The organism is Desulfotignum phosphitoxidans DSM 13687 (assembly GCF_000350545.1).
Classification (GTDB): Bacteria; Desulfobacterota; Desulfobacteria; order Desulfobacterales; family Desulfobacteraceae; genus Desulfotignum; species Desulfotignum phosphitoxidans.
In genome coordinates, this window is record NZ_APJX01000002.1 from 498,560 (window position 1) to 517,611 (window position 19,052).

16 protein-coding genes are annotated in these 19,052 nt (G+C 52.5%); 13 read left to right on the top strand and 3 right to left on the bottom strand.

Annotated elements, in window-relative coordinates:
- The 3 genes from DPO_RS06840 to DPO_RS06850 are packed head-to-tail and all read left to right on the top strand — an operon-like array spanning position 1 to position 3,729.
- Complete coding sequence (locus DPO_RS06840; protein WP_006965034.1) at positions 1-1,455, top strand: proton-conducting transporter transmembrane domain-containing protein; 1,455 nt, start codon at positions 1-3, stop codon at positions 1,453-1,455.
- Complete coding sequence (locus DPO_RS06845) at positions 1,452-2,957, top strand: hydrogenase large subunit (protein WP_006965037.1); 1,506 nt, start codon at positions 1,452-1,454, stop codon at positions 2,955-2,957. Before DPO_RS06840 ends, DPO_RS06845 begins: the two co-directional genes overlap by 4 nt.
- Positions 2,958-2,985: 28 nt before the next feature.
- The gene (locus tag DPO_RS06850; RefSeq protein ID WP_006965038.1) at positions 2,986-3,729 is read left to right on the top strand and encodes an NADH-quinone oxidoreductase subunit B family protein; all 744 of its coding nucleotides are present in this window, start codon (positions 2,986-2,988) and stop codon (positions 3,727-3,729) included.
- 4 nt (positions 3,730-3,733) lie between these two features.
- Here DPO_RS06850 and DPO_RS06855 read toward each other — a convergent pair whose 3' ends face one another.
- Both DPO_RS06855 and DPO_RS06860 read right to left on the bottom strand, forming a co-directional pair.
- Positions 3,734-4,177, bottom strand: a complete 444-nt coding sequence (locus DPO_RS06855; RefSeq protein WP_006965039.1) for a DUF4168 domain-containing protein — start codon at positions 4,175-4,177, stop codon at positions 3,734-3,736.
- A 30-nt stretch (positions 4,178-4,207) separates the two neighbouring features.
- Positions 4,208-4,591: a DUF4168 domain-containing protein gene (locus tag DPO_RS06860; protein ID WP_006965040.1), complete on the bottom strand. Its 384-nt coding sequence runs from the start codon at positions 4,589-4,591 to the stop codon at positions 4,208-4,210.
- A 301-nt stretch (positions 4,592-4,892) separates the two neighbouring features.
- Between DPO_RS06860 and DPO_RS06865 the strand changes: the two genes are divergently transcribed.
- The 3 genes from DPO_RS06865 (at position 4,893) to DPO_RS06875 (ending at position 9,338) form a co-directional block, all read left to right on the top strand.
- On the top strand, positions 4,893-6,383 hold the full coding sequence (locus DPO_RS06865; RefSeq protein ID WP_006965041.1) for a sensor histidine kinase: 1,491 nt from the start codon (positions 4,893-4,895) through the stop codon (positions 6,381-6,383).
- Positions 6,380-7,807, top strand: a complete 1,428-nt coding sequence (locus tag DPO_RS06870) for a sigma-54-dependent transcriptional regulator (RefSeq protein ID WP_006965042.1) — start codon at positions 6,380-6,382, stop codon at positions 7,805-7,807. Before DPO_RS06865 ends, DPO_RS06870 begins: the two co-directional genes overlap by 4 nt.
- Positions 7,808-7,925: 118 nt before the next feature.
- Positions 7,926-9,338: a hypothetical protein gene (locus tag DPO_RS06875; RefSeq protein WP_006965043.1), complete on the top strand. Its 1,413-nt coding sequence runs from the start codon at positions 7,926-7,928 to the stop codon at positions 9,336-9,338.
- 85 nt (positions 9,339-9,423) lie between these two features.
- Here the strand turns inward: DPO_RS06875 and DPO_RS06880 are convergent, their stop codons facing one another.
- On the bottom strand, positions 9,424-11,385 hold the full coding sequence (locus DPO_RS06880) for a peptidase U32 family protein (protein ID WP_006965044.1): 1,962 nt from the start codon (positions 11,383-11,385) through the stop codon (positions 9,424-9,426).
- Positions 11,386-11,500: 115 nt separating this feature from the next.
- Here DPO_RS06880 and DPO_RS06885 point away from each other — a divergent pair, with 115 nt between their 5' ends.
- The 7 genes from DPO_RS06885 to rodA all read left to right on the top strand — a co-directional run bounded on the left by DPO_RS06885 (position 11,501) and on the right by rodA (position 18,940).
- Positions 11,501-12,361, top strand: coding sequence for a S66 peptidase family protein (locus DPO_RS06885; protein ID WP_236609919.1), 861 nt, complete (start codon positions 11,501-11,503; stop codon positions 12,359-12,361).
- On the top strand, positions 12,334-13,434 hold the full coding sequence (locus tag DPO_RS06890) for a serine hydrolase domain-containing protein (RefSeq protein WP_006965046.1): 1,101 nt from the start codon (positions 12,334-12,336) through the stop codon (positions 13,432-13,434). Before DPO_RS06885 ends, DPO_RS06890 begins: the two co-directional genes overlap by 28 nt.
- A 145-nt stretch (positions 13,435-13,579) precedes the next feature.
- Positions 13,580-14,626 (top strand): rod shape-determining protein, encoded by a 1,047-nt coding sequence (locus DPO_RS06895; protein ID WP_006965047.1) that lies wholly within the window; start codon positions 13,580-13,582, stop codon positions 14,624-14,626.
- Positions 14,627-14,693: 67 nt separating this feature from the next.
- On the top strand, positions 14,694-15,437 hold the full coding sequence (mreC, locus tag DPO_RS06900) for a rod shape-determining protein MreC (RefSeq protein WP_236609920.1): 744 nt from the start codon (positions 14,694-14,696) through the stop codon (positions 15,435-15,437).
- The gene (locus DPO_RS06905) at positions 15,434-15,961 is read left to right on the top strand and encodes a rod shape-determining protein MreD (protein WP_006965049.1); all 528 of its coding nucleotides are present in this window, start codon (positions 15,434-15,436) and stop codon (positions 15,959-15,961) included. The genes mreC and DPO_RS06905 overlap by 4 nt, the downstream gene beginning before the upstream one ends.
- Positions 15,962-15,965: 4 nt before the next feature.
- A complete protein-coding gene (gene mrdA / locus DPO_RS06910) occupies positions 15,966-17,822 on the top strand; it encodes a penicillin-binding protein 2 (protein WP_006965050.1) in 1,857 nt (618 codons plus the stop codon).
- A gap of 8 nt (positions 17,823-17,830) precedes the next feature.
- Positions 17,831-18,940 carry a rod shape-determining protein RodA gene (gene rodA, locus DPO_RS06915; protein ID WP_006965051.1) on the top strand — a complete coding sequence of 370 codons (1,110 nt, stop codon included), beginning with the start codon at positions 17,831-17,833 and terminating at the stop codon, positions 18,938-18,940.
- The last annotated feature ends 112 nt before the right edge of the window (positions 18,941-19,052 follow it).

Genomic DNA, 19,052 nt, shown 5'->3' on the forward strand with positions numbered 1-19,052 from the left:
ATGGTTGAATTGGTTTTTATCACCCCGTTTGTCACCGGCCTGCTGGCCTTTGTTTTGCCGTCAGCCCTCAGCCGTCAGCTGCTGGTGCTGACGGGTGCGGTCCACCTGGTACTGTCTTTGCTGTTGTGGAAAAACACCCCCCAGGCCTGGTTTGCTGAATATTTTGCCGTGACCCCGGAAGGGCTGCTGTCTCTTCTGGTGATCTCGCTGCTGTTTTTTCTGATCAGTATCTACACCACGGGGTATCTGGCGGCCCACGGCCTGAAATCCGAAAACATCTTTACCGGGTTCATGCTGCTGTTTTTATCCACCATGACCATGGTGACGCTGTCGGATCACATCATGGTGCTGTGGATCGCCATCGAAGCCACCACCCTGGCCAGCGCCCCTCTGATCTATACCCACCGGTCCGGGGCTTCTCTGGAAGCCACCTGGAAATATGTGCTCATCTGTTCCGTGGGCATTGCCATGGCCCTGGTGGGATCCTTGTTTCTCACATTTTCCATGGAACTGGGGGGCGTGACTTCGGCCATGTCCTTTTCCGCCCTGACCCCCGTGGCCGCACAGCTGGATCCGGCATGGCTCAAGGCCGGGTTTATCTTTATCGTGGTGGGGTACGGCACCAAAATGGGGCTGGCCCCCATGCACACCTGGCTGCCCGACGCCCACAGTGAAGCCCCCAGCCCGGCGTCGGCCCTGCTGTCCGGGGTGCTGTTGAACTGCGCCTACTTAGGGATTTTCAAGACCAACAAGATCATGGTATCCGCCGGGTTGAGTGATTTTTCCGGCACCATCCTGATTGTGTTCGGGCTGCTGTCCATTGTGGCGGCGGCCACCTATATTCTCAAACAGACCGAATACAAGCGCATGCTGGCTTACTCCAGTATCGAAAACATGGGCATCATCGCCCTGGGCACGGGCATCGGGGGACTGGGTGTGTACGGAGCCGTGATCTGCATGATTCATCACAGCCTGATCAAATCCTCGTTGTTTCTGTCTTCCGGCAATATCCTGATGGGATACAAGGACCGGCTCATTGCCAACACCGGACAGATGGCAAAACAGATGCCCAAAACATTTGTGGCCTTTTTCGCCGGATTTGCCGGCATTTCCGGGTTCCCGCCATTCGGGATTTTCATCGGAGAGCTGTTCATCATCATGGCGGCGTTTAAAACGGGCCATTATCTGGCCGCAGGCATCTTTATCTTCAGCCTGTGCGTGATCTTTGCCGGATTTGCCAGACAGGTCATGGCCATCTGCTTTGACACCCCGGCAGAAACCGGCACCGGACCGGCAGCGGATGGGAAAGATGTTTCATTCAAGGAACCCCCGGGCATGATATGGCCCCAGTACGTGCTGCTGCTGACATCCCTGATTCTGTGCTTTTTTATTCCGGATGCCCTGTATCAGACCATTGTCGATGCCGTGCATGCCATTGGTGGAGGACTGCAATGAAAGCGTTTATACCCATTCCCAACGGCGGGCCCATTTCCCGGGCCGATATCCCTCATCTGCCCTTTGACACGTTCCGGACTCAGGCCCTGGACATTGTGAAAAACGGCGGCAAGGTGGTGCAGTTTTTCGCCTACGAGGACCACGGCACCCTGAAGTTTCTCATGGTGCTGCGGACCCATGAACTGGTGGCGGCCGGATGTGATGCCCCTGAGACGTATCCGTCCTTGACGTCGGAATGTGAACCGTTCCATCTGTTTGAACGGGAGATGGCCGAGCAGTATGGCATCCGTCCCCAGGGCCATCCCTGGTTCAAGATGGTGCGGTATCACAAAAACATCCGCAACAAACCGGATGTGTTCAACAATGATTATACCCAGGATATTCCGGGCAACTATGACTACTATCAGGTGGCCGGAGACGATATCCATGAAGTGGCCGTGGGGCCCGTGCATGCCGGCGTGATCGAGCCCGGTCATTTCCGGTTCAACTGCATCGGGGAGCGGGTCCTGCATCTGGAGATCCAGCTGGGATACCAGCACCGGGGTGTGGAAACCCTGTTGCAGCAGGTGACCCCCAAACGCCTGCCCATTCTGACGGAAAACATGGCCGGAGACACCACCATCGGACATGGCCTGTGCATGGCCCAGGCCGTGGAAGCTCTGGCATCCGTGAATGTGGATGACGGGGCAAAGATCATCCGCACCATTGCCCTGGAACTGGAGCGTCTGGCCAACCATATCGGGGATTTAGGGGCCTTGTGCATGGATGTGGCGTTTCTGCCGCCGGCCAATTATTTCGGCCGGATCCGGGGGGATTTTCTGAACCTGTCCCTGCTTTTGTGCGGCAACCGGTTCGGCAAGGGACTGGTGCGGCCCGGCGGGGTGCGGTTCGACCTGAACGATGAGGTCCGCAAAACCCTGAACGAGAGGATTGCGGAACTCAAACCCCAGGTGGAACATGTGCTGGATCTGATTTTCAGTGCGTCCACGGTGCGGGCCCGGTTTGAAGGATGCGGGCGGGTGAACCGTGAAGATGCCGGACACCTGGGTCTGGTGGGACCGGCCGGCCGGGCCAGCGGGCTTTCCTATGATGTGCGGCGCTGGTTTCCCACGGAATGGTACGGGTACCTGAAGGTGCCGGAAAATCCCAAACCGTCCGGTGATGTGTATGCCCGGGCCCTGGTGCGCAGAGACGAGGTGCTTCAGTCCCTGGAGATGATCCAGTCATTGATCGACCGGCCCGTGACCACCCGGGTGGTGGAAGGCCGGATGCCGGCCCTGCCGCCGGACAGCCTGAGCGTCACTTTGAACGAAGCCTGGCGCGGCGAGGTGTCCCATGCGCTTCTCACGGATGACACCGGCCATATTCTGCGGTACAAGGTCAAGGACCCGTCCTTTCACAATTGGAACGGTCTGGCCATGGCGTTGCGGGACACGGGCATTTCGGATTTTCCCCTGAACAACAAGAGCTTCAACCTGTCCTACTGCGGGTTTGATCTGTGATATTTACTAATAAAGAAAGTTTGTCACCATGCTCAGTGTACTGAAAAACCGGTTTGAACAAGGGTATCGCACCTGTAACTACCCCAAAGAAAAACCTGCCGTGTTTCCCCGGTACCGGGGACGGCCCGATATCAATAAGGATGCGGATCCTTCCGTGATTCAGGCCTGTGCCGATGCCTGTCCCCAGGATGCCATCGATGTTGACAAAAAAAGGATCGATATGGGACGGTGCGTGTTCTGCGGCACGTGTGAACGGGTGTCTGAAAAAACGTTTGTCACCTTTACCAATGATTTTGAAATTGCCACTTCCAGCCGGGCCGATCTGCTCACGGACGGAACCCTGCCGAATCTGGCCCGGCATTCCAAACAGCATTTCAAAAAACTGTTCGGCCGGTCTTTGCAGCTGCGCCAGGTGTCAGCAGGGGGATGCAATGCGTGTGAGGCGGATCTGAACGTGCTGGCCACCCCGTTTTTCGATTTGGCCCGGTTCGGCATCAATTTTGTGGCCTCACCGCGCCATGCCGATGCCATTGTGGTCACCGGCCCGGTGTCCAGGAACATGAAAACTGCATTGCTTCAGACCTATGAAGCAGTTCCCGAACCCCGGGTGGTGATTGCCGTGGGCAGCTGCACGATCATGGGGGGGCCGTTTTACGGCAGCCCGGAAGTGGCCCCGGGGCTGGAAAGCATTCTGCCCGTGGATCTGTTTATTCCCGGGTGCCCGCCCCATCCGCTGTCCAATCTTCACGGCTTGTTGAGGTTTTTCAAATAACGCATCATTCCAGGGACTCAAGCTTTTTCTGGAAAACCATTTCCATCTGGCTGTCGGTGCGGATCTGGTGCATGATGCGGTTGTAGGTTTCAAATTCAAGTCCTGCATTTTCAGCGGCCAGAACCATATCTTTATTGGCTTTGAGCTGCAGATCCCGGCGGTCATCCATATTGTCTGTCTGCAGAACCGATTGCTGCAGATCCTGGTTGATTCGGGTGATCTTTTTGTGGGCCACGGCCGCTTTTTCCAGATCCGTTTCAGTCACAGGCGGCAAAGACGCGGTCATGCCGCCTGAATCGTCCGGCTGCTCTGAGGACGTCACCGGCAATGGGGTGGATGAAGACTGTTCAGAACGATCTTGTGAATCACATCCTGAAGCGCCGATCATCCCCAGCGCCAGCAGCATCAACAACATCATTGATATTGCGATTTGCCCATATTTTCTCATAAAAGTAACCTTCCTTAAAATGGCTTGTATTTACTGAATGTTCTGAACTTTTTCTATGAACGTTTCTCTGAGTTCGTCATTGGCCTGGACCTGGGCCATGATATGATTGAACGTGTCAGCATCCAGTCCGGTTTCCTGAATGGCTTTAATCAATTGTTCATTGGCCTGATTCTGAAGCTGCTGCCGCGCTTCATTGTCTTCGGTCTGCTGAACCGATTCTTGAAATTCAGCATGGATCACCTGCATTTGCGCATAGGCTTCAGCGGCATTGTCCAGATCGCCGTCTGTGATTTCCTGGGGAACGTCGTTTCCCTGCATCAGATTTTCCTGGGCTGTTCCAGGCAGGACCATGGCGATCATAAGGGTGATGGCGGCAATAAGAAAAATGGTTGACAACGGTTTGAAAGTACTCATCGGGTTCTCCTTTAATAAATTGAAATAAATCATATGCTGTGCCTTTTGCACGTTTTCAACGCCACCCCTGAAACCGGGGCGCCGTTGCCTGTTTGATATAGCCAGAACTGTGCCGTCAGGATGAAAAAAATAAAAAAACCAGTCATTTTTTATGATATCTTTTTGATATTATTTGAAAATATTATTATTTGTACCCAATGTTTTTCTTTTTGAAACCGCTTTGGCCGGGATGTTTTTTTTGTATCCAAATGACACATGTGTTATATGTGCAGGTGTTTTTATGACACTTGGGAGAAAAATTATGCCGATGATCACTTTGTTTCCAAACACGATTCATTCCCGGACCGCATTGCTGATTTATGTGATGCTGCCCATGGTATTCACTTTGGGGATTTTTGGATATGTGGGGCTCAACTCCATCGAAAAACAGGTGGAAAAACAGATGCAGACCGATCTGGAACTGGTGGCCAGAGCGGTTCAGATGCCGCTCAGTTACGCTTTGGAAAAAGATCGCATGGGGAGCATGCAGCAGTCGTTGGAATCGGTTTTTGCCATTGGCCGGGTTTACAGTGCCTATGTGTATGACAGCCAGGGAAAACGGATTTTGAACCTTGGCCTGGCCGAGCCTGAAGAACAGCGTGAAAAGATGACAAAACTGGCGGCAAAAGGCCGGAAACGCGGCGAATATGAGCAGATAGGGGGACGTCAGGTGTATTCCTATTTTTTGCCGCTCACCGATACGGGCGGACAAATCAACGGGCTGTTGCAGCTGACCCGGAAAGAAAGCGAATTTATCCAAAATTTCAATATATTAAGAATTCATGCAGCACTGATACTCACCGTGCTCGTGGTCCTGCTTTCCGGCGTGGTGCTGTACGGTCACCACCGGGCCGTGGGGGTCCACTTGAAACGCCTGACTGCCAGTATGACGCGCATTGCCAAAGGGGATCACCGGCATCGATTCAAATACAGCGGTCCTAAGGAAATCATTGTGCTGGGGAAAACATTCAACCATATGCTCAACCGCATGAACGAAGCCCGGAAAACCATTCTGGCGCACCGCAGAAAACAGGACGAACTGGAGCAGGAGATACGCCAGAATGAGAAACTGGCGGCATTGGGCCGGTTTGCTGCGGGTACGGCCCATGAGCTGGGAACCCCTTTGAGTACGATCGGCGGTCGGGCCCAGCGGGCGCTTCGGACCAGAGATCTGTCTGAGGACCTGGTCCGGGTGTTTGAAACCATTCGCAATGAAGTGAGCCGCATGGAGTATATCATCAAACAGCTGCTGGATTTCAGCCGTAAAAATTCGTTGCGCCGGGCGCCGGTGGATGTGTCGTGGTTGATGGAATCAGCCGTCTCAACGGTTCAGGAAGCGGCCAAAATGAACCAGTCACAGATCCGGTGCACGACACCGGATACAAAAACCATCGTATTTCTGGACGGAATCCGGGTACAGCAGGCCCTGGTCAACCTTTTGAAAAATGCGGTTCAAAGCAGACCCGGCGCGACAGTGATGTTGACCTGCACATGCCGGGACCCGTTTGTTTTGTTTTATGTGGAAGATGATGGTCCCGGCGTGGCATCTGAAAACCGGACCCAAATTTTTGATCCGTTTTTTACAACCAAATCCGTGGGCAAAGGAACGGGTTTGGGGTTGTCCGTGGTACATGCCGCCGCCCAGGAACACGGCGGTTCGATTGAATTGAAAAACAGCCGGTTGGGAGGCGCCTGTTTTATTTTGGCGATACCTTGCCGGAAACCGGAATTACAAGCAGGGGAAAATCAATGACACAGACTGAAACCGGTCCGGGAAAAAAGGTATGGATTATTGAAGACGATCAGGCCCTTGGCAGTCTTTTATGTGAAGAAATTCAGGATGCCGGGCTGGATGCCCGGTGGATGCCCAGTGCTGAAAACGCGGTGACGGCCATGGAAACCGCATTGCCGGACCTGATTGTATGTGATTTAAAACTGCCCGGAATGGACGGGCTTGCTTTTTTAAACAGACTGCAGGACCAGGCCCTGGATTTTCCTCCGGGATTTCTGATGATCACGGCATTTGGAACCATTTCCCGGGCAGTGGAAGCCTTGAAAGCCGGTGCGGATGATTTTCTGGCCAAACCTTTGGATCTGGAACATTTTATCCTGGTGGTCAAGCGCACCCTGGAAAGAAAACAGCTGTCAAAAACAATCAATCGGATGCGTGGATTTCTGTCGTCGGACGGCTTTCACGGCATCTACGGCCAGAGCCGGCCCATGCGGTATTTGTTCGGGCAGATCCGTCAGGTTGCAAAGGCCCGGGGGCCCGTGCTGATCCTGGGTGAAAGCGGTACAGGAAAAGAACTGGTGGCCAAGGCCGTTCACAAGGAAAGCGATCGTGCCCAGGGTCCTTTTGTGCCTGTCAACTGTGCCGGTATTCCCGAAAATCTGATGGAAACCGAGTTGTTCGGCCATGCCCAGGGGGCATTCACGGGTGCCGGAAAAAGCCGCCAGGGGATTTTTATGGAAGCCCGAGGCGGGTCGCTGCTGCTGGATGAAATTTCGGAAATGCCGCTGTTCCTTCAGGCCAAATTGCTGCGGGTCCTCCAGGACGGCAAGCTCCGGCGTGTGGGTGAAAATGTTGAAGACCAGGTGGATGTCCGGATTCTGGCGGCCACGCATCGGGATATCGACCAGGATGTCCGGACCGGTGAATTTCGGGAAGATCTTTTTTTCCGACTGGAGACATTTGCCTTAAGGGTTCCGCCGCTCAGGGATCGCGGTGAAGATATTGAGCTTCTGGCCGACCGGTTTTTACGCCGGTTTTCCCTGGGACAGGGCAAGACATTGAAAGGATTTTCCCCCAGGGCACTGGACTTGATATCCCGATACCCGTTTCCCGGAAATGTCAGGGAATTACGCAATGCCGTGGAGCGTGCCGTGACCTTCACCACCGGAGACCGGATCCGGGTGGCCCATCTGCCGGCCCGTATCCGGACACAGGCATCAAAAAACGTTTCATTGTCCGTATCTGAACCGGGATTGGCATTTCCTGCCGACAATACGGCCCTGCCGCCTTTGGCAGAAATTGAACGCCGGTATATTCATCACGTGCTGGCCCGGGTCGAAGGGAACAAGCGGCGAGCCGCCGCTCTTCTGGGAATCGGCCGCCGGACGTTATACCGCCGGCTGGGGAACGATCCCATGGGAACGGCAGATAAATCAGAACCCTGAGATCTGATATGTCTTGTCTCAAAGAATTTATCTATGGTATACCAAACGGCATGTATACACCATGCGACATATACAGGCATGCATTTTCAAAAATTTCAAAAAAATGAAAGGCACGACAATGAATCAGTTACAGCAATTGGCCGACCGAATCATCAGCCGTGTGAACGTGAACCTGGATGAGTTTGGGTTTGATACCGAACCCTTTGTGACCCATGCACTGGATCATGAAAAAATGCTCAAATTTTATGCGTTTTACGGTATTACCTCCCATCATCCCATCTATTTTCACTTTAAAAACTCCAATATCGCGGGCAGTTATTTTTTAGGCAAATGTTATGTGGGCCGTTCCGCCATTTACAAAAGTGATATCCGGGGAGACGAGCTCAAACGCAAAGGAGACAAAATCCGATCCACCAAAGAAATTCCTTTAGTGGAAGATGAAATGATCACCATCCGGGACAGCCTGTTGTACAAAACCCTGGTGCACAGCAACTCCCACAACCCTGAGAGTCCGGAAGAATTCGGCATTAGAAACACCATTTCAAGCCATTACGCAAATATTCACGGCTCCACCCTGGAAGGGTGTTTTTTAGGACCGTTTGCCACCGTGGATCTGATGAATCTGCATTCCTGTATTGTAGGAGATTTTTCCTATATCCAGGTGGGAGAACTGTTTCACCGGAAGATTGAACCCGGAACCATCTGGATCCGTAATCAGCATTTTGAATTCAAATTCAAATATGACACAACCGCATTGGATTATTTTGTGGGGGTCAATGATGCGTTTCAGCCCCGGGGGATCATGTATGACTTTGTGAAAAACAGGGAGGCCGACTATGAGCGGCTGTTTGAAGTCATGAACCTGGAGCCTGTCGAAGCGCCGTTCACGTCGGCCGTGAACCGGTATGCCGTTATTCAGGGGGACACCCATATCGGCGAAAATGTGCTGGTGGCCCAGCGGGCGTTTCTGGAAAATGCCGAGATGGGGGAAGGGTCCAATGCCCAGGAAAATACCTATATCATCAATTCACGTCTGGCCGACATGTGTATCACGGCCCATGGCGGCAAGATCATTCATGCGGATGTGGGGCAGGGGTGTTTCGTGGGATTCAACGCGTTTCTCAATGGCAAGGAAACGGCCCGCATTCAATTGGGGGAAGGCTGTATCATAATGCCCCACACCATCATGGACCCGGAAGAACCCATTCATATTGCCGGTGATCACCTGATATGGGGTTTGATTCGGACCCAGGCGGATGTAAAAACCCATGCCATTTCCCTGGATGATCTGGCAGAAGTGAGAGACAGTCTGACCATCGGTAAAATGACATTTAACGGTAAGGGATCGGTTTTTATCGAGACGTTTAAAAACCGGCTGCAAAATATTCTGCTGCTGAACGGGGCCCTTTACAACAACGGTGAGAAAAGGGGCCATGCCCAGGATGACCAGAATATCTCTTTTAACATTATCCAGCCCTATCGCACCGGAGAGCTGGAGGGTCTGTATCCATCTATCCGGATCAAGCCCTGAATCCTGTTGACAGCCTGAATCCAGTCTGAATCTGAAAAATTTTGATTCCCCGACCCCGGGTGGGGCGGTCGGGGAATCAAAACCGTTACAAAAGCGTGAGATCCCAGTTCCACAACCCGGGCCGGTTCTTGAGAGACACATTTTTGGGCACGGGTTCTTCCAGGGTGATAAAACAGGTATACCCGGCCTGGGCCAGCGTTTTTCTGTGTGCGGTCAGATCCAGGGGCCAGTTGGGAAATATATAATTTAAATTATTGGACCGGGTGACCCAGGCCCCTTCTTTTTTGGGGCTCATGAAAAAATCTCCGGGCGATAACCCCGGCGAAAGGGTCCGGGAAACGGCCAAAGGCCAGTTTCCCTCAATGACCACTCCCAAGGGGAGCACGGATGATTCCGGCAGGGATAAAAACGTATTTTTGTCCAGTTCCGGAGATACGATGGCGCCGCTGAATCCGAGTGTTTTCAACTCCTGAATGGCCAGGCTGTTGGCGATATTGCAGAAAGGGCCGGCCCACAGATCCAACGGGGCCGGATTGTCAAACAGACTGATCTGCCAGACGGCATTGAGCACAAAATGGCGGGCCCCTTTTTTTAATGCTGTGGTGATATACTGGCGGCACAAGATCTCTTCTTCCGGAAAAATGGACGGATCCAGCCACAGCCAGGTGGTTTTGTCAAAACGGGTGCTGTAACGGCTGCCGGAAATCCAGATGCCGGATGCACCTGATTTCTGGGCCTGGGCCTGCGATTTTCTGGAGACCCGGATATCGGTGATGTGTTGACGGGTCCGGCGCCGGGTGTTTAAAGGATTTTTGTCTGAAACGTCTGTGTGGGGGGCCGGACGTACAAGAATTTTTTCCATATCCGCCAGTTCAGCGTCCAGGACACTGATTTCCCGGGTCAGTTCATTGGTCCGGCGATCAATGAGATGAACCGGCGCGTCTTTTCTCACTTTATGCCGCAACTGCCGGGGCAAAGTAAATTTTCCTTTTTGGGGCACGCTCCTTGTCACTTTCTGGATGGTGTGAAAGGCATCCTCTTCATTGCCGATGCGCAGCAGGTCTTCTGGGAACAAGGCATCTTTCGTGATGAAAAAAGGGGCGGCCGGATTTTTGATCCGGCCTAAAAACAGGCCGGATTGGGTGACATCCTGATGATCCAGCGGGTTTTGAATCCGATGGGACAAAAGGTTGTAATGAGTGAACGGCCGGCCCAAGGCATAGTCAAGATAGGTCAGGGCTTCTTTTTTCCGGGACGGATCATCTCTGAGCAGCTGAAACGCCTTGATTGTGTAATATACATAATGCGGGCTTTTTTTTCTGCCTTCAATTTTCCAGGTGTGAACCCGGGGAATTTCTTTGAGTACTTTGGCCAGCACATCTGCAGAAAAATCCATACACGAGAAATACCGGTGCTTTTCTGATTTCATCTGATACATGCGCCGGCAGGGTTGGACACAACGCCCTCTGAGGGCGCTTTTGCCGCCGAACCAGGAACTCCAGTAGCACCGCCCGGAGATACCATAGCACAAAGCCCCGTGAACAAACACTTCCAGACCCATGTCTTCAGGGGTTTGGGCCGCCATGGCCCGGATATCGTCCAAAGAAAATTCTCTGGGCAGGACCACCTGGGAGAAACCGGCATTGCGGGCCGATTTCAGGCCGGCAGGAGAGGAAAGATTGCCCAGGGTGGAAAGATGCAGGTCCTGGGTGATGCCTGCCTGTCTGGCCAAAGAGATAACGGCCGGATCCTGAACGATCAATGCGTCAAAGATCACATGCTGCTGCAGTTTGGACAGCAGGCGAAGGGCTTTTGGGGTTTCCGATTCCTTGATCAGGGTATTGAATGCAATATGTACATCAATCTGTCTGGACCGGGCCAGACGGGACAGTCGGGACAGTTCTTCAATACTGAAATTGGCAGCTTCCATCCGGGCGGAAAACAGCTTGAGTCCGCAGTAAATGGCATCAGCTCCTGCAGCCACGGCGGCCAAAAAAGTGGTCTTGTCTCCGGCCGGGGCCAGGATGGCGGGCGTATGGGAACGCATGGGATCCTTTGATTTTTGAAATTAATAAGACACACAGTATTGCAATTTTTCTGGATTTTGTCAAAATATCGGCATGAAAATCAATTGTTTTCCATGTCTTGAAAAAGGGGATCTGGTGGGTTTGGCTGCGCCCAGCGCCCGGTTTGATGAAATTCGGCTGCAACAGGGAATCATCTGCCTGGAAAAGTTTGGATTTCAGGTGCAGGTGCCGGATCAAATTTTTGGACAAAAACGGTATCTGGCAGGGGATGATTTGTGCCGGGCCACCGTGATCAATGCACTTGCCGCCGACCCGGACATCAAGGGGATTATCTGTGCCAGGGGCGGTTTCGGAGCCATGCGCATGCTCTCTTATGTGGACTGGCCCCTGATTCAAGCCCAACCCAAGCTGTTTATCGGGTTTTCAGATGCCACGGCACTGCTGACCGCCGTGATGCAGCGGGCAAACATCGGCGTGGTCCATGGCCCCAATCTGGTGTCTCTGGCAGATGCGGACTTTCAAACACGCACCTCGTTTTTGGATACCGTGACCGGCCAAGGGACCGCATTGAAGATACCCCAGGGGTTGTGTGTGGCATCCGGCCGGGCCACGGGAATTCTGATGGGCGGCAATCTGGCCACATTGACCCATCTGGTGGGAACAAAGTTTGCGCCTGATTTTTCCCGGGCCGTGTTGTTTTTGGAGGATGTGGGGGAACCGGCCTACAAAATCGACCGCATGCTGACCCAGATGAAAATGGCCGGGTTGTTTTCTTGCGTCTGGGCCGTGGTGACCGGCACGTTTGAACGGTGTGATCATCCGGAATACCTGCCTGAGATTTTTTCCGATATTTTTGGTGAATACCAGGTGCCTGTTTTGATGGGGCTTGCCGCAGGGCATGGGAGGGTGAACCTGTCTTTGCCCATGGGATGCCGGGTGGATCTGGATGCCGACGCGAAAACACTGACATGGCCGGCGAAAAAGTGGGGATCATGACATCGGATCCTGTGTCAAACATGATGGACCGGGGAATCAGAGAAAACGTGTTTCCCGGTGCCGTGCTGTTGTGTGCAAAATATGATAAAATTCTGTATCATCGGGCGTTCGGCGTGATGGATCTGCAAACAAACCACCCCATGAAAACAGATGCCGTGTTTGATCTGGCCTCACTGACCAAACCGCTGGCCACGGCTGTCGCCATGATGGTGCTGGTGCAAACCCGTCAACTGACGCTGGATGTCCGCCTGAAAGACCTTTTGCCGGCCACGATCCAAACGCCCAAAGCAGGAATCACCCTGGACATGCTGCTGAGACATACCTCCGGGCTGCCGGCCCACAGAAACTTTTTTGAACAGGCCACCGGTCAGCCGGACCCTCTTGCGGTGATGGATCATCTGGTTCTCACAGAACCGTTGATGGCATTGCCCGGGGCAAAACAGGTGTACAGCGATCTGGGCTATATGCTGCTTTCCAAAGTGATCCGGGTCGTTACACAGACCCGGTTGGACCGGTTTGTCCAAAATCACGTCTATCAGCCCCTGGGCATTGAAGATCTGTTTTTTATCGATATGGCCGCCCCTTCCATGCCTGTGGATCAAGCCCGGCTGGTGTCCACCCAGAATTGCCCCTGGCGGGGGCGGGTGCTCACCGGAGAGGTGGACGATGAAAACGCCTGGGTGTCCGGGGGTATTCAGGGGCATGCCGGCCTGTTCGGGTCTGCGGACGGGGTGCATCGTCTGTGTCTGGAGATGCTTCAGGCCATCAAATACCAGTCTCCTCAGGTCCTGGATCCCGGGACGGCGGCTCGATTCATCCAAAAATATCCCGGTCATACCCACGTGGCGGGATTTGATACCCCGTCCCAGACCGGATCATCCACGGGGCGGTATTTTTCTGCATTGACTGTGGGACATCTGGGGTTCACGGGGACGTCTTTCTGGATCGATCCGGATACCGGCGCCATTGTTGTTTTATTGACCAACCGGGTGCATCCGTCCCGTTTTAACCTGAAAATCAAAAAATTCAGGCCGGCGATCCATGACTGTATTGCCCGGTGTATTTTAAGGTGAATCCGGAAAGAATAATATAATAGGATAGGATGTCAGACTTTATTCTTGTAAAAAACGGTTAATTTTGTTAGCAACTACCATTCAGGTAAAAAGATCAATCCCTGGATCGGGTGAAAACATATTTTAACAAGACTAACGAGGGAAAATGAACTTTATTACGGATTCTTTGCTTGGCGCCTTTTCAAATGACCTGGCCATTGATCTGGGAACGGCCAATACCCTGGTGTATGTCAAAGGGAAAGGCATTGTATTGAGTGAACCCTCTGTGGTGGCGGTGAGAATCGACGCCCGGGCAAAAAACAGGGTTCTGGCGGTGGGTATGGAGGCCAAACGGATGCTGGGCCGGACTCCCGGCAATATCGTGGCCATAAGGCCCATGCGGGACGGGGTGATTGCCGACTTTGAAGTGACCGAAGCCATGCTCAAGCATTTTATCCGAAAAGTGCACAACAATCGGAAAACCATGGTCCGGCCCCGGATTATCATTGCCGTGCCCTCGGGAATCACCCAGGTGGAAAAGCGGGCGGTCCGGGAATCGGCGGAATCCGCCGGTGCCAGAGAAGTGTTTCTGATTGAAGAACCCATGGCTGCAGCCATCGGCGCAGGTCTTCCCATTACAGAACCGACCTGTAACATGGTGGTGGATATTGGCGGCGGCACCACGGAAGTGGCGGTCATCTCTCTGGCTGGCATCGTTTATACCCAGTCTTTGCGGGTGGCCGGCGATAAAATGGACAGCTCTATCAGCCAGCATATCAAGCGTAAATATAATCTGCTCATCGGCGAACGCACGGCGGAAATCATTAAAAACACCATCGGCAATGCATATCCGGATCCGGACAATCTGGAGACCATTGAAGTCAAAGGTCGGGACCTGGTATCCGGGATTCCCAAAATTCTGGCCATTGATTCCGAAGAGGTCAGAATGGCCATTTCCGAACAGATTGATGCCATTGTGGAGACGGTGCGTGTCGCTCTGGAACAGACCCCGCCGGAACTGGCAGCGGATATCGTGGACTCGGGAATTGTGCTCACCGGCGGCGGGGCATTGCTGAAAAACCTGGATAAACTGCTTCAGGAAAAAAGCGGCCTGCCCATCGTGGTGGCGGATGATCCATTGTCAACAGTGGCGTTAGGGTGTGGAAAAGCACTGGACAGTATTGATATCTTAACCGAAGTGGTGATCGACTGAGTACATGTTTTCCCGTCGAATGTTAATCGCTGTCGGGATTGGATTGTTTGTCGCAATCAATTTGATAGTGATCAGTCTGACCAGCCGGCAGAATTTTGACGTGCAGGGCCCGGAAAACGTGTTGATCACATTGACGGCCCCCTTTCAACTGGCCGTGCAGCGCTCGGTTTATTTTGTGTCGACTGTCTGGAAAAATTATTTTGCCTGTGTGTCGGCAGCCCGGGAAAACACGGTTTTAAAGCAACAATTGACCCTGGCAGAACAGATTGAAAACCAGAATCGGGAACTGACCGTGGAGAACGCCCGATTAAAGAAATTTTTGGCATTCTCATCGACTGCATCCGGAACCTATGTGGCGGCCCGGGTGATTGCCCGGGACCCGTCTCCCTGGTTTAAAACCCTGATGATTGATAAAGGGGAACGGCACGGCCTGAAAAAAAATGCGCCCATACTGGTTCCGGAAGGCATTGTGGGACAGATCACCAAAGTATCTCCCAATTTTTCCAGGGTCCTGCTTATCACGGATCGGAATTCCGCCGTGGATGCCCTGGTTCAGACCACACGGGCCAGAGGGATGGTCAAAGGCAATGGTGACAGCAGTTGCAGTTTTGTTTATGCCTTGCGTAAAGAAAAGATTCAGGCCGGTGAGGTCATTGTGTCTTCAGGGCTGGATCAGGTCTTTCCCAAGGGGTTGAAAATCGGCACGGTTCTGGCGGTTAAAAAAGATCATTCCCATTTGTTCCAGGATATCATCATTCAGACCAGTGTGGATTTTGATAAACTGGAAGAGGTGCTGGTATATAAACAATGAAATGGGTTTTTGTGGGGATTATCAGCCTTTTTCTCATTGTTTTCCAGACAGTGCTGCTTCCCGGTTTATCGTCATCATTTTATTGTTTTGACCTGACCATTATCCTGATTGTTTATATCAGCCTTCATTTTTCTCATTATCTGGTTATTGCCGTTATTGCCGGTATGGGCGGAATCATGGACAGTCTGTCAGGGGCGCCGTTTTTCCTTTATACCTTTTCTTATCTCTGGATTTTTTTAATCGTTCGACTGGCCCGGCAGCTGGTGTTCCAGACCAGTGTTCCGTTTATCGTGGTCGTCAGCCTGCTGTCTGTCACCATTCAACAGGGTATTTTTCTTTTTTCGCTGTTTGCCCGACAGGAATATACGGGCACGTGGCCGCTTAATGTGTCTTTGATGCTGCAACAGATCGCATGGGGTGCCGTGATGATTCCGTTGGGGGTTGGATTGATTTCTGCCGGATACCGGCGCTGGCAGGACCTGATTCAGCGTATTGCCAGAATCCGGGAAACAAGAAGAAATTAAACCCATGGTGGATCTGCCTAAAACCAAAGAGCGGGACTGGATGAAACAGCGGGTGATGGCTGCCAGTCTTTGCGTTTTGATCGTGTTCATGCTGTTGTTTTTTCGACTGGTGTATCTTCAGCTGATCAAAGGAGAAGAATATCACCGCTTGTCTGAAACCAATTGCGTGCGGTTAAAAAGCATCAAACCGTCCCGGGGGCTGATTTTCGACCGGCACGGGGAACTGCTGGTGGACAACCGGCCGGCGTTTGATCTGGTGATGGTGCTCGAGGATACGGGATCCGTGCCGGACACCGTTTCTCTTTTGTCTTCTTTGATCGATGAACCCTATGTGGATCTGATGGAACAAATTCAAAAAGCGGGAACGGCTGCTTTTTACAAGCCCATTGTGTTGAAAAAAGATATTTCCAGGGATCAGCTGGCCGTTGTGGAGGCCCATAAATTTGATCTGCCCGGAATTTATGTGGAGATTGAGCCCACCCGACATTATATTTATCCGGAAACAGCGTCTCATCTGCTGGGATATCTGGGGGAGGTGAACAAAAAAGAACTGGAAAGCGGTATGTTACCTCATGTCCGGGCAGGAGATCATATCGGACGATACGGGGTGGAAAAAAGTTTTGAATCCTATCTGCAAGGCCGGCGGGGCGGCCGCCAGGTGGAGGTGGACGTGAACGGGCGGGTGGTCCAGGAGCTGAAAACCGTGGCACCCGTGCCGGGACACAATCTTCACTTAACCCTGGATCTGCCGTTGCAGCAACTGGCGGAAGACCTGCTTGAAGACCGGGATGGGGCCGTCGTGGCCCTGAATCCGGCCAATGGCGATGTACTGGTCATGGCCAGCAATCCGGGGTTTGATCAGAATGACTTTATCGGCGGGATATCCACCCGCAACTGGCAGGCATTGATGAACAATCCGGGCCGTCCCATGATCAACAAAACCATCCAGGCGGAATATCCGCCGGCCTCCACCTATAAGATACTCACCGCCATTGCCGCTCTGGAAGAAAAAAAGATTGATGGTGACGACACCACCTTTTGTCCCGGATTTTATATGTTTCGGGGCCGACGGTATCATTGCTGGCGCAGACACGGGCACGGGCATTTAAACGTGGTGGATGCCCTGGCCCAGTCCTGTGATGTGTTTTTCTATCTGGCCGGTGAAAAAACGGGGGTGGATGCGCTGGCACAGTATGCCAACGGATGCGGATTAGGACGTCCCACTGGCATTGACCTGGATCATGAGCGTCAGGGATTGATTCCGACGTCCGCATGGAAACGGGAACGGTTCAATGAAGCCTGGTTTCCGGGAGAAACCCTTTCCATCAGTATCGGTCAGGGGTTCAACCTGGTTACCCCGCTCCAGATGGCCGTATTCACCGCAGCCATTGCCAATGGAGGCACCTTGTACCGGCCCAGGATCGTCACGGCTGTCAAGGATGTGAACGGCCATCTGGTGAGGGAAATGGACCCGGAGATCACCGGCGGAATTCCGGCAGGCAGACAAACCCTGGATCTGGTCAGAAAAGGATTGACCGAAGTGGTGGAAGGAGATCGGGGGACGGCAAGAAGTATTCGGATCAAGCAGATCGAAATGGCAGGTAAGACCGGCACGGCCCAGGTGTCTTCCCGGAAAACCGGTGAAAAATTCGATAATGAAAATCAGAAAAGAACCCTGAGAGACCATGCCTGGTTTGTGTGTTATGCGCCGGCCGAAAATCCGGTGATTGCGATTGCCGTGATCATTGAACATGGAGAACATGGCTCTTCAGCGGCCGCTCCTGTGGCCGGAACGCTGGTGAAAAAATATCTGGGCCTGCCGGGACCTGAAGAGTCGTTTGATGCAGCACCTGAAGGATAAAAATAATCATGTTTGACCGACGTCTGATAGAACATTTTGACTGGGGATTACTGGTGCTGATTCTGCTTATCGCCGGCACCGGACTGATGGTGCTGTATTCCGCGGTCATGGCCGGATGGCAGGGCACCGGCCTTCATTATCTGTTTAAACGGCAGCTCATCTGGATGGGGGGCGGAGCCGCACTGATGACCGGCATCCTGGTGTTTGATTTCCAGAAGCTGAACAAGCTGAATCTGTTTATATATGCCGCCTGTGTCACGCTTCTGGTGGGGGTCTATTTTTTCGGTCAGTCCGGCGGCGGTTCCCAGCGATGGATTTCTTTTGGCGGGATCAGTGTCCAGCCGTCCGAATTAATGAAAATTGCATTGATTATCAGTCTGGCATCGATTTATGCCACCAAGGTGTCACCGGAAGGTCTTAACTTCAGACAATTACTCAAACCCGCTGTGTTTTGTATGATTCCGGTGGGGTTGATCGTCAATCAGCCGGACCTGGGTACGGGATTGATGCTGCTGCTCATTGCCGGCGCCATCACCTTGTTTGTCAAGGTCGAAAAAAAGGTGGTTTTGATTCTGGGGGCCCTGAGCGGATGTGTTCTGCCGGTTGTCTGGTTTTTCGGTCTTAAAGCCTATCAAAAATCCCGGATTCTGACTTTTCTGGATCCGGATCGGGATCCCCTGGGTACGGGATATCACATCATTCAGTCCAAAATCGCCATTGGATCTGGCATGATCACGGGGAAAGGCTTTTTGCAGGGAACTCAGAATGCCCTGGCTTTTCTGCCGGAACAGCATACGGATTTTATTTTATCCGTGCTGGCGGAAGAATGGGGACTTGTGGGATGTACGGTATTACTGATTTTGTATTTTTTGTTGATCTGCTGGGGATTGAATATTGCCTATAATTGCCGAAATCTGTTCGGATCCATTCTGGCTTTCGGCATCACCAGCATGATTTTCTGGCAGATTTTCATCAATGTCGGTATGGTTATGGGGTTGATGCCCGTGGTGGGGATGCCGTTACCCCTGGTTTCATATGGGGGGTCTTCTGTGATCACCAATATGATGGGTTTCGGGATATTGCTCAATATCAGCATGCGTCGTTTTTACACCAGCTGATTTGGTTGAAAGACCAGCGTTTCATGCAGGAGATAAAATCGGTTTTACACCTGTCAACCGTGGAAATATTTTCTTATTCCATGTTGACAAATTATTACCCGGATGGTACTGA

Bases quoted from the DNA above. Each gene is read 5' to 3' on its own strand.
- DPO_RS06840 (WP_006965034.1), top strand. From the start codon at position 1: ATGGTTGAATTGGTTTTTATCACCCCGTTTGTCACCGGCCTGCTGGCC.
- DPO_RS06845 (WP_006965037.1), top strand. From the start codon at position 1,452: ATGAAAGCGTTTATACCCATTCCCAACGGCGGGCCCATTTCCCGGGCC.
- DPO_RS06850 (WP_006965038.1), top strand. From the start codon at position 2,986: ATGCTCAGTGTACTGAAAAACCGGTTTGAACAAGGGTATCGCACCTGT.
- DPO_RS06855 (WP_006965039.1), bottom strand. From the start codon at position 4,177: ATGAGAAAATATGGGCAAATCGCAATATCAATGATGTTGTTGATGCTG.
- DPO_RS06860 (WP_006965040.1), bottom strand. From the start codon at position 4,591: ATGAGTACTTTCAAACCGTTGTCAACCATTTTTCTTATTGCCGCCATC.
- DPO_RS06865 (WP_006965041.1), top strand. From the start codon at position 4,893: ATGCCGATGATCACTTTGTTTCCAAACACGATTCATTCCCGGACCGCA.
- DPO_RS06870 (WP_006965042.1), top strand. From the start codon at position 6,380: ATGACACAGACTGAAACCGGTCCGGGAAAAAAGGTATGGATTATTGAA.
- DPO_RS06875 (WP_006965043.1), top strand. From the start codon at position 7,926: ATGAATCAGTTACAGCAATTGGCCGACCGAATCATCAGCCGTGTGAAC.
- DPO_RS06880 (WP_006965044.1), bottom strand. From the start codon at position 11,385: ATGCGTTCCCATACGCCCGCCATCCTGGCCCCGGCCGGAGACAAGACC.
- DPO_RS06890 (WP_006965046.1), top strand. From the start codon at position 12,334: ATGGCCGGCGAAAAAGTGGGGATCATGACATCGGATCCTGTGTCAAAC.
- DPO_RS06895 (WP_006965047.1), top strand. From the start codon at position 13,580: ATGAACTTTATTACGGATTCTTTGCTTGGCGCCTTTTCAAATGACCTG.
- DPO_RS06905 (WP_006965049.1), top strand. From the start codon at position 15,434: ATGAAATGGGTTTTTGTGGGGATTATCAGCCTTTTTCTCATTGTTTTC.
- mrdA (WP_006965050.1), top strand. From the start codon at position 15,966: ATGGTGGATCTGCCTAAAACCAAAGAGCGGGACTGGATGAAACAGCGG.
- rodA (WP_006965051.1), top strand. From the start codon at position 17,831: ATGTTTGACCGACGTCTGATAGAACATTTTGACTGGGGATTACTGGTG.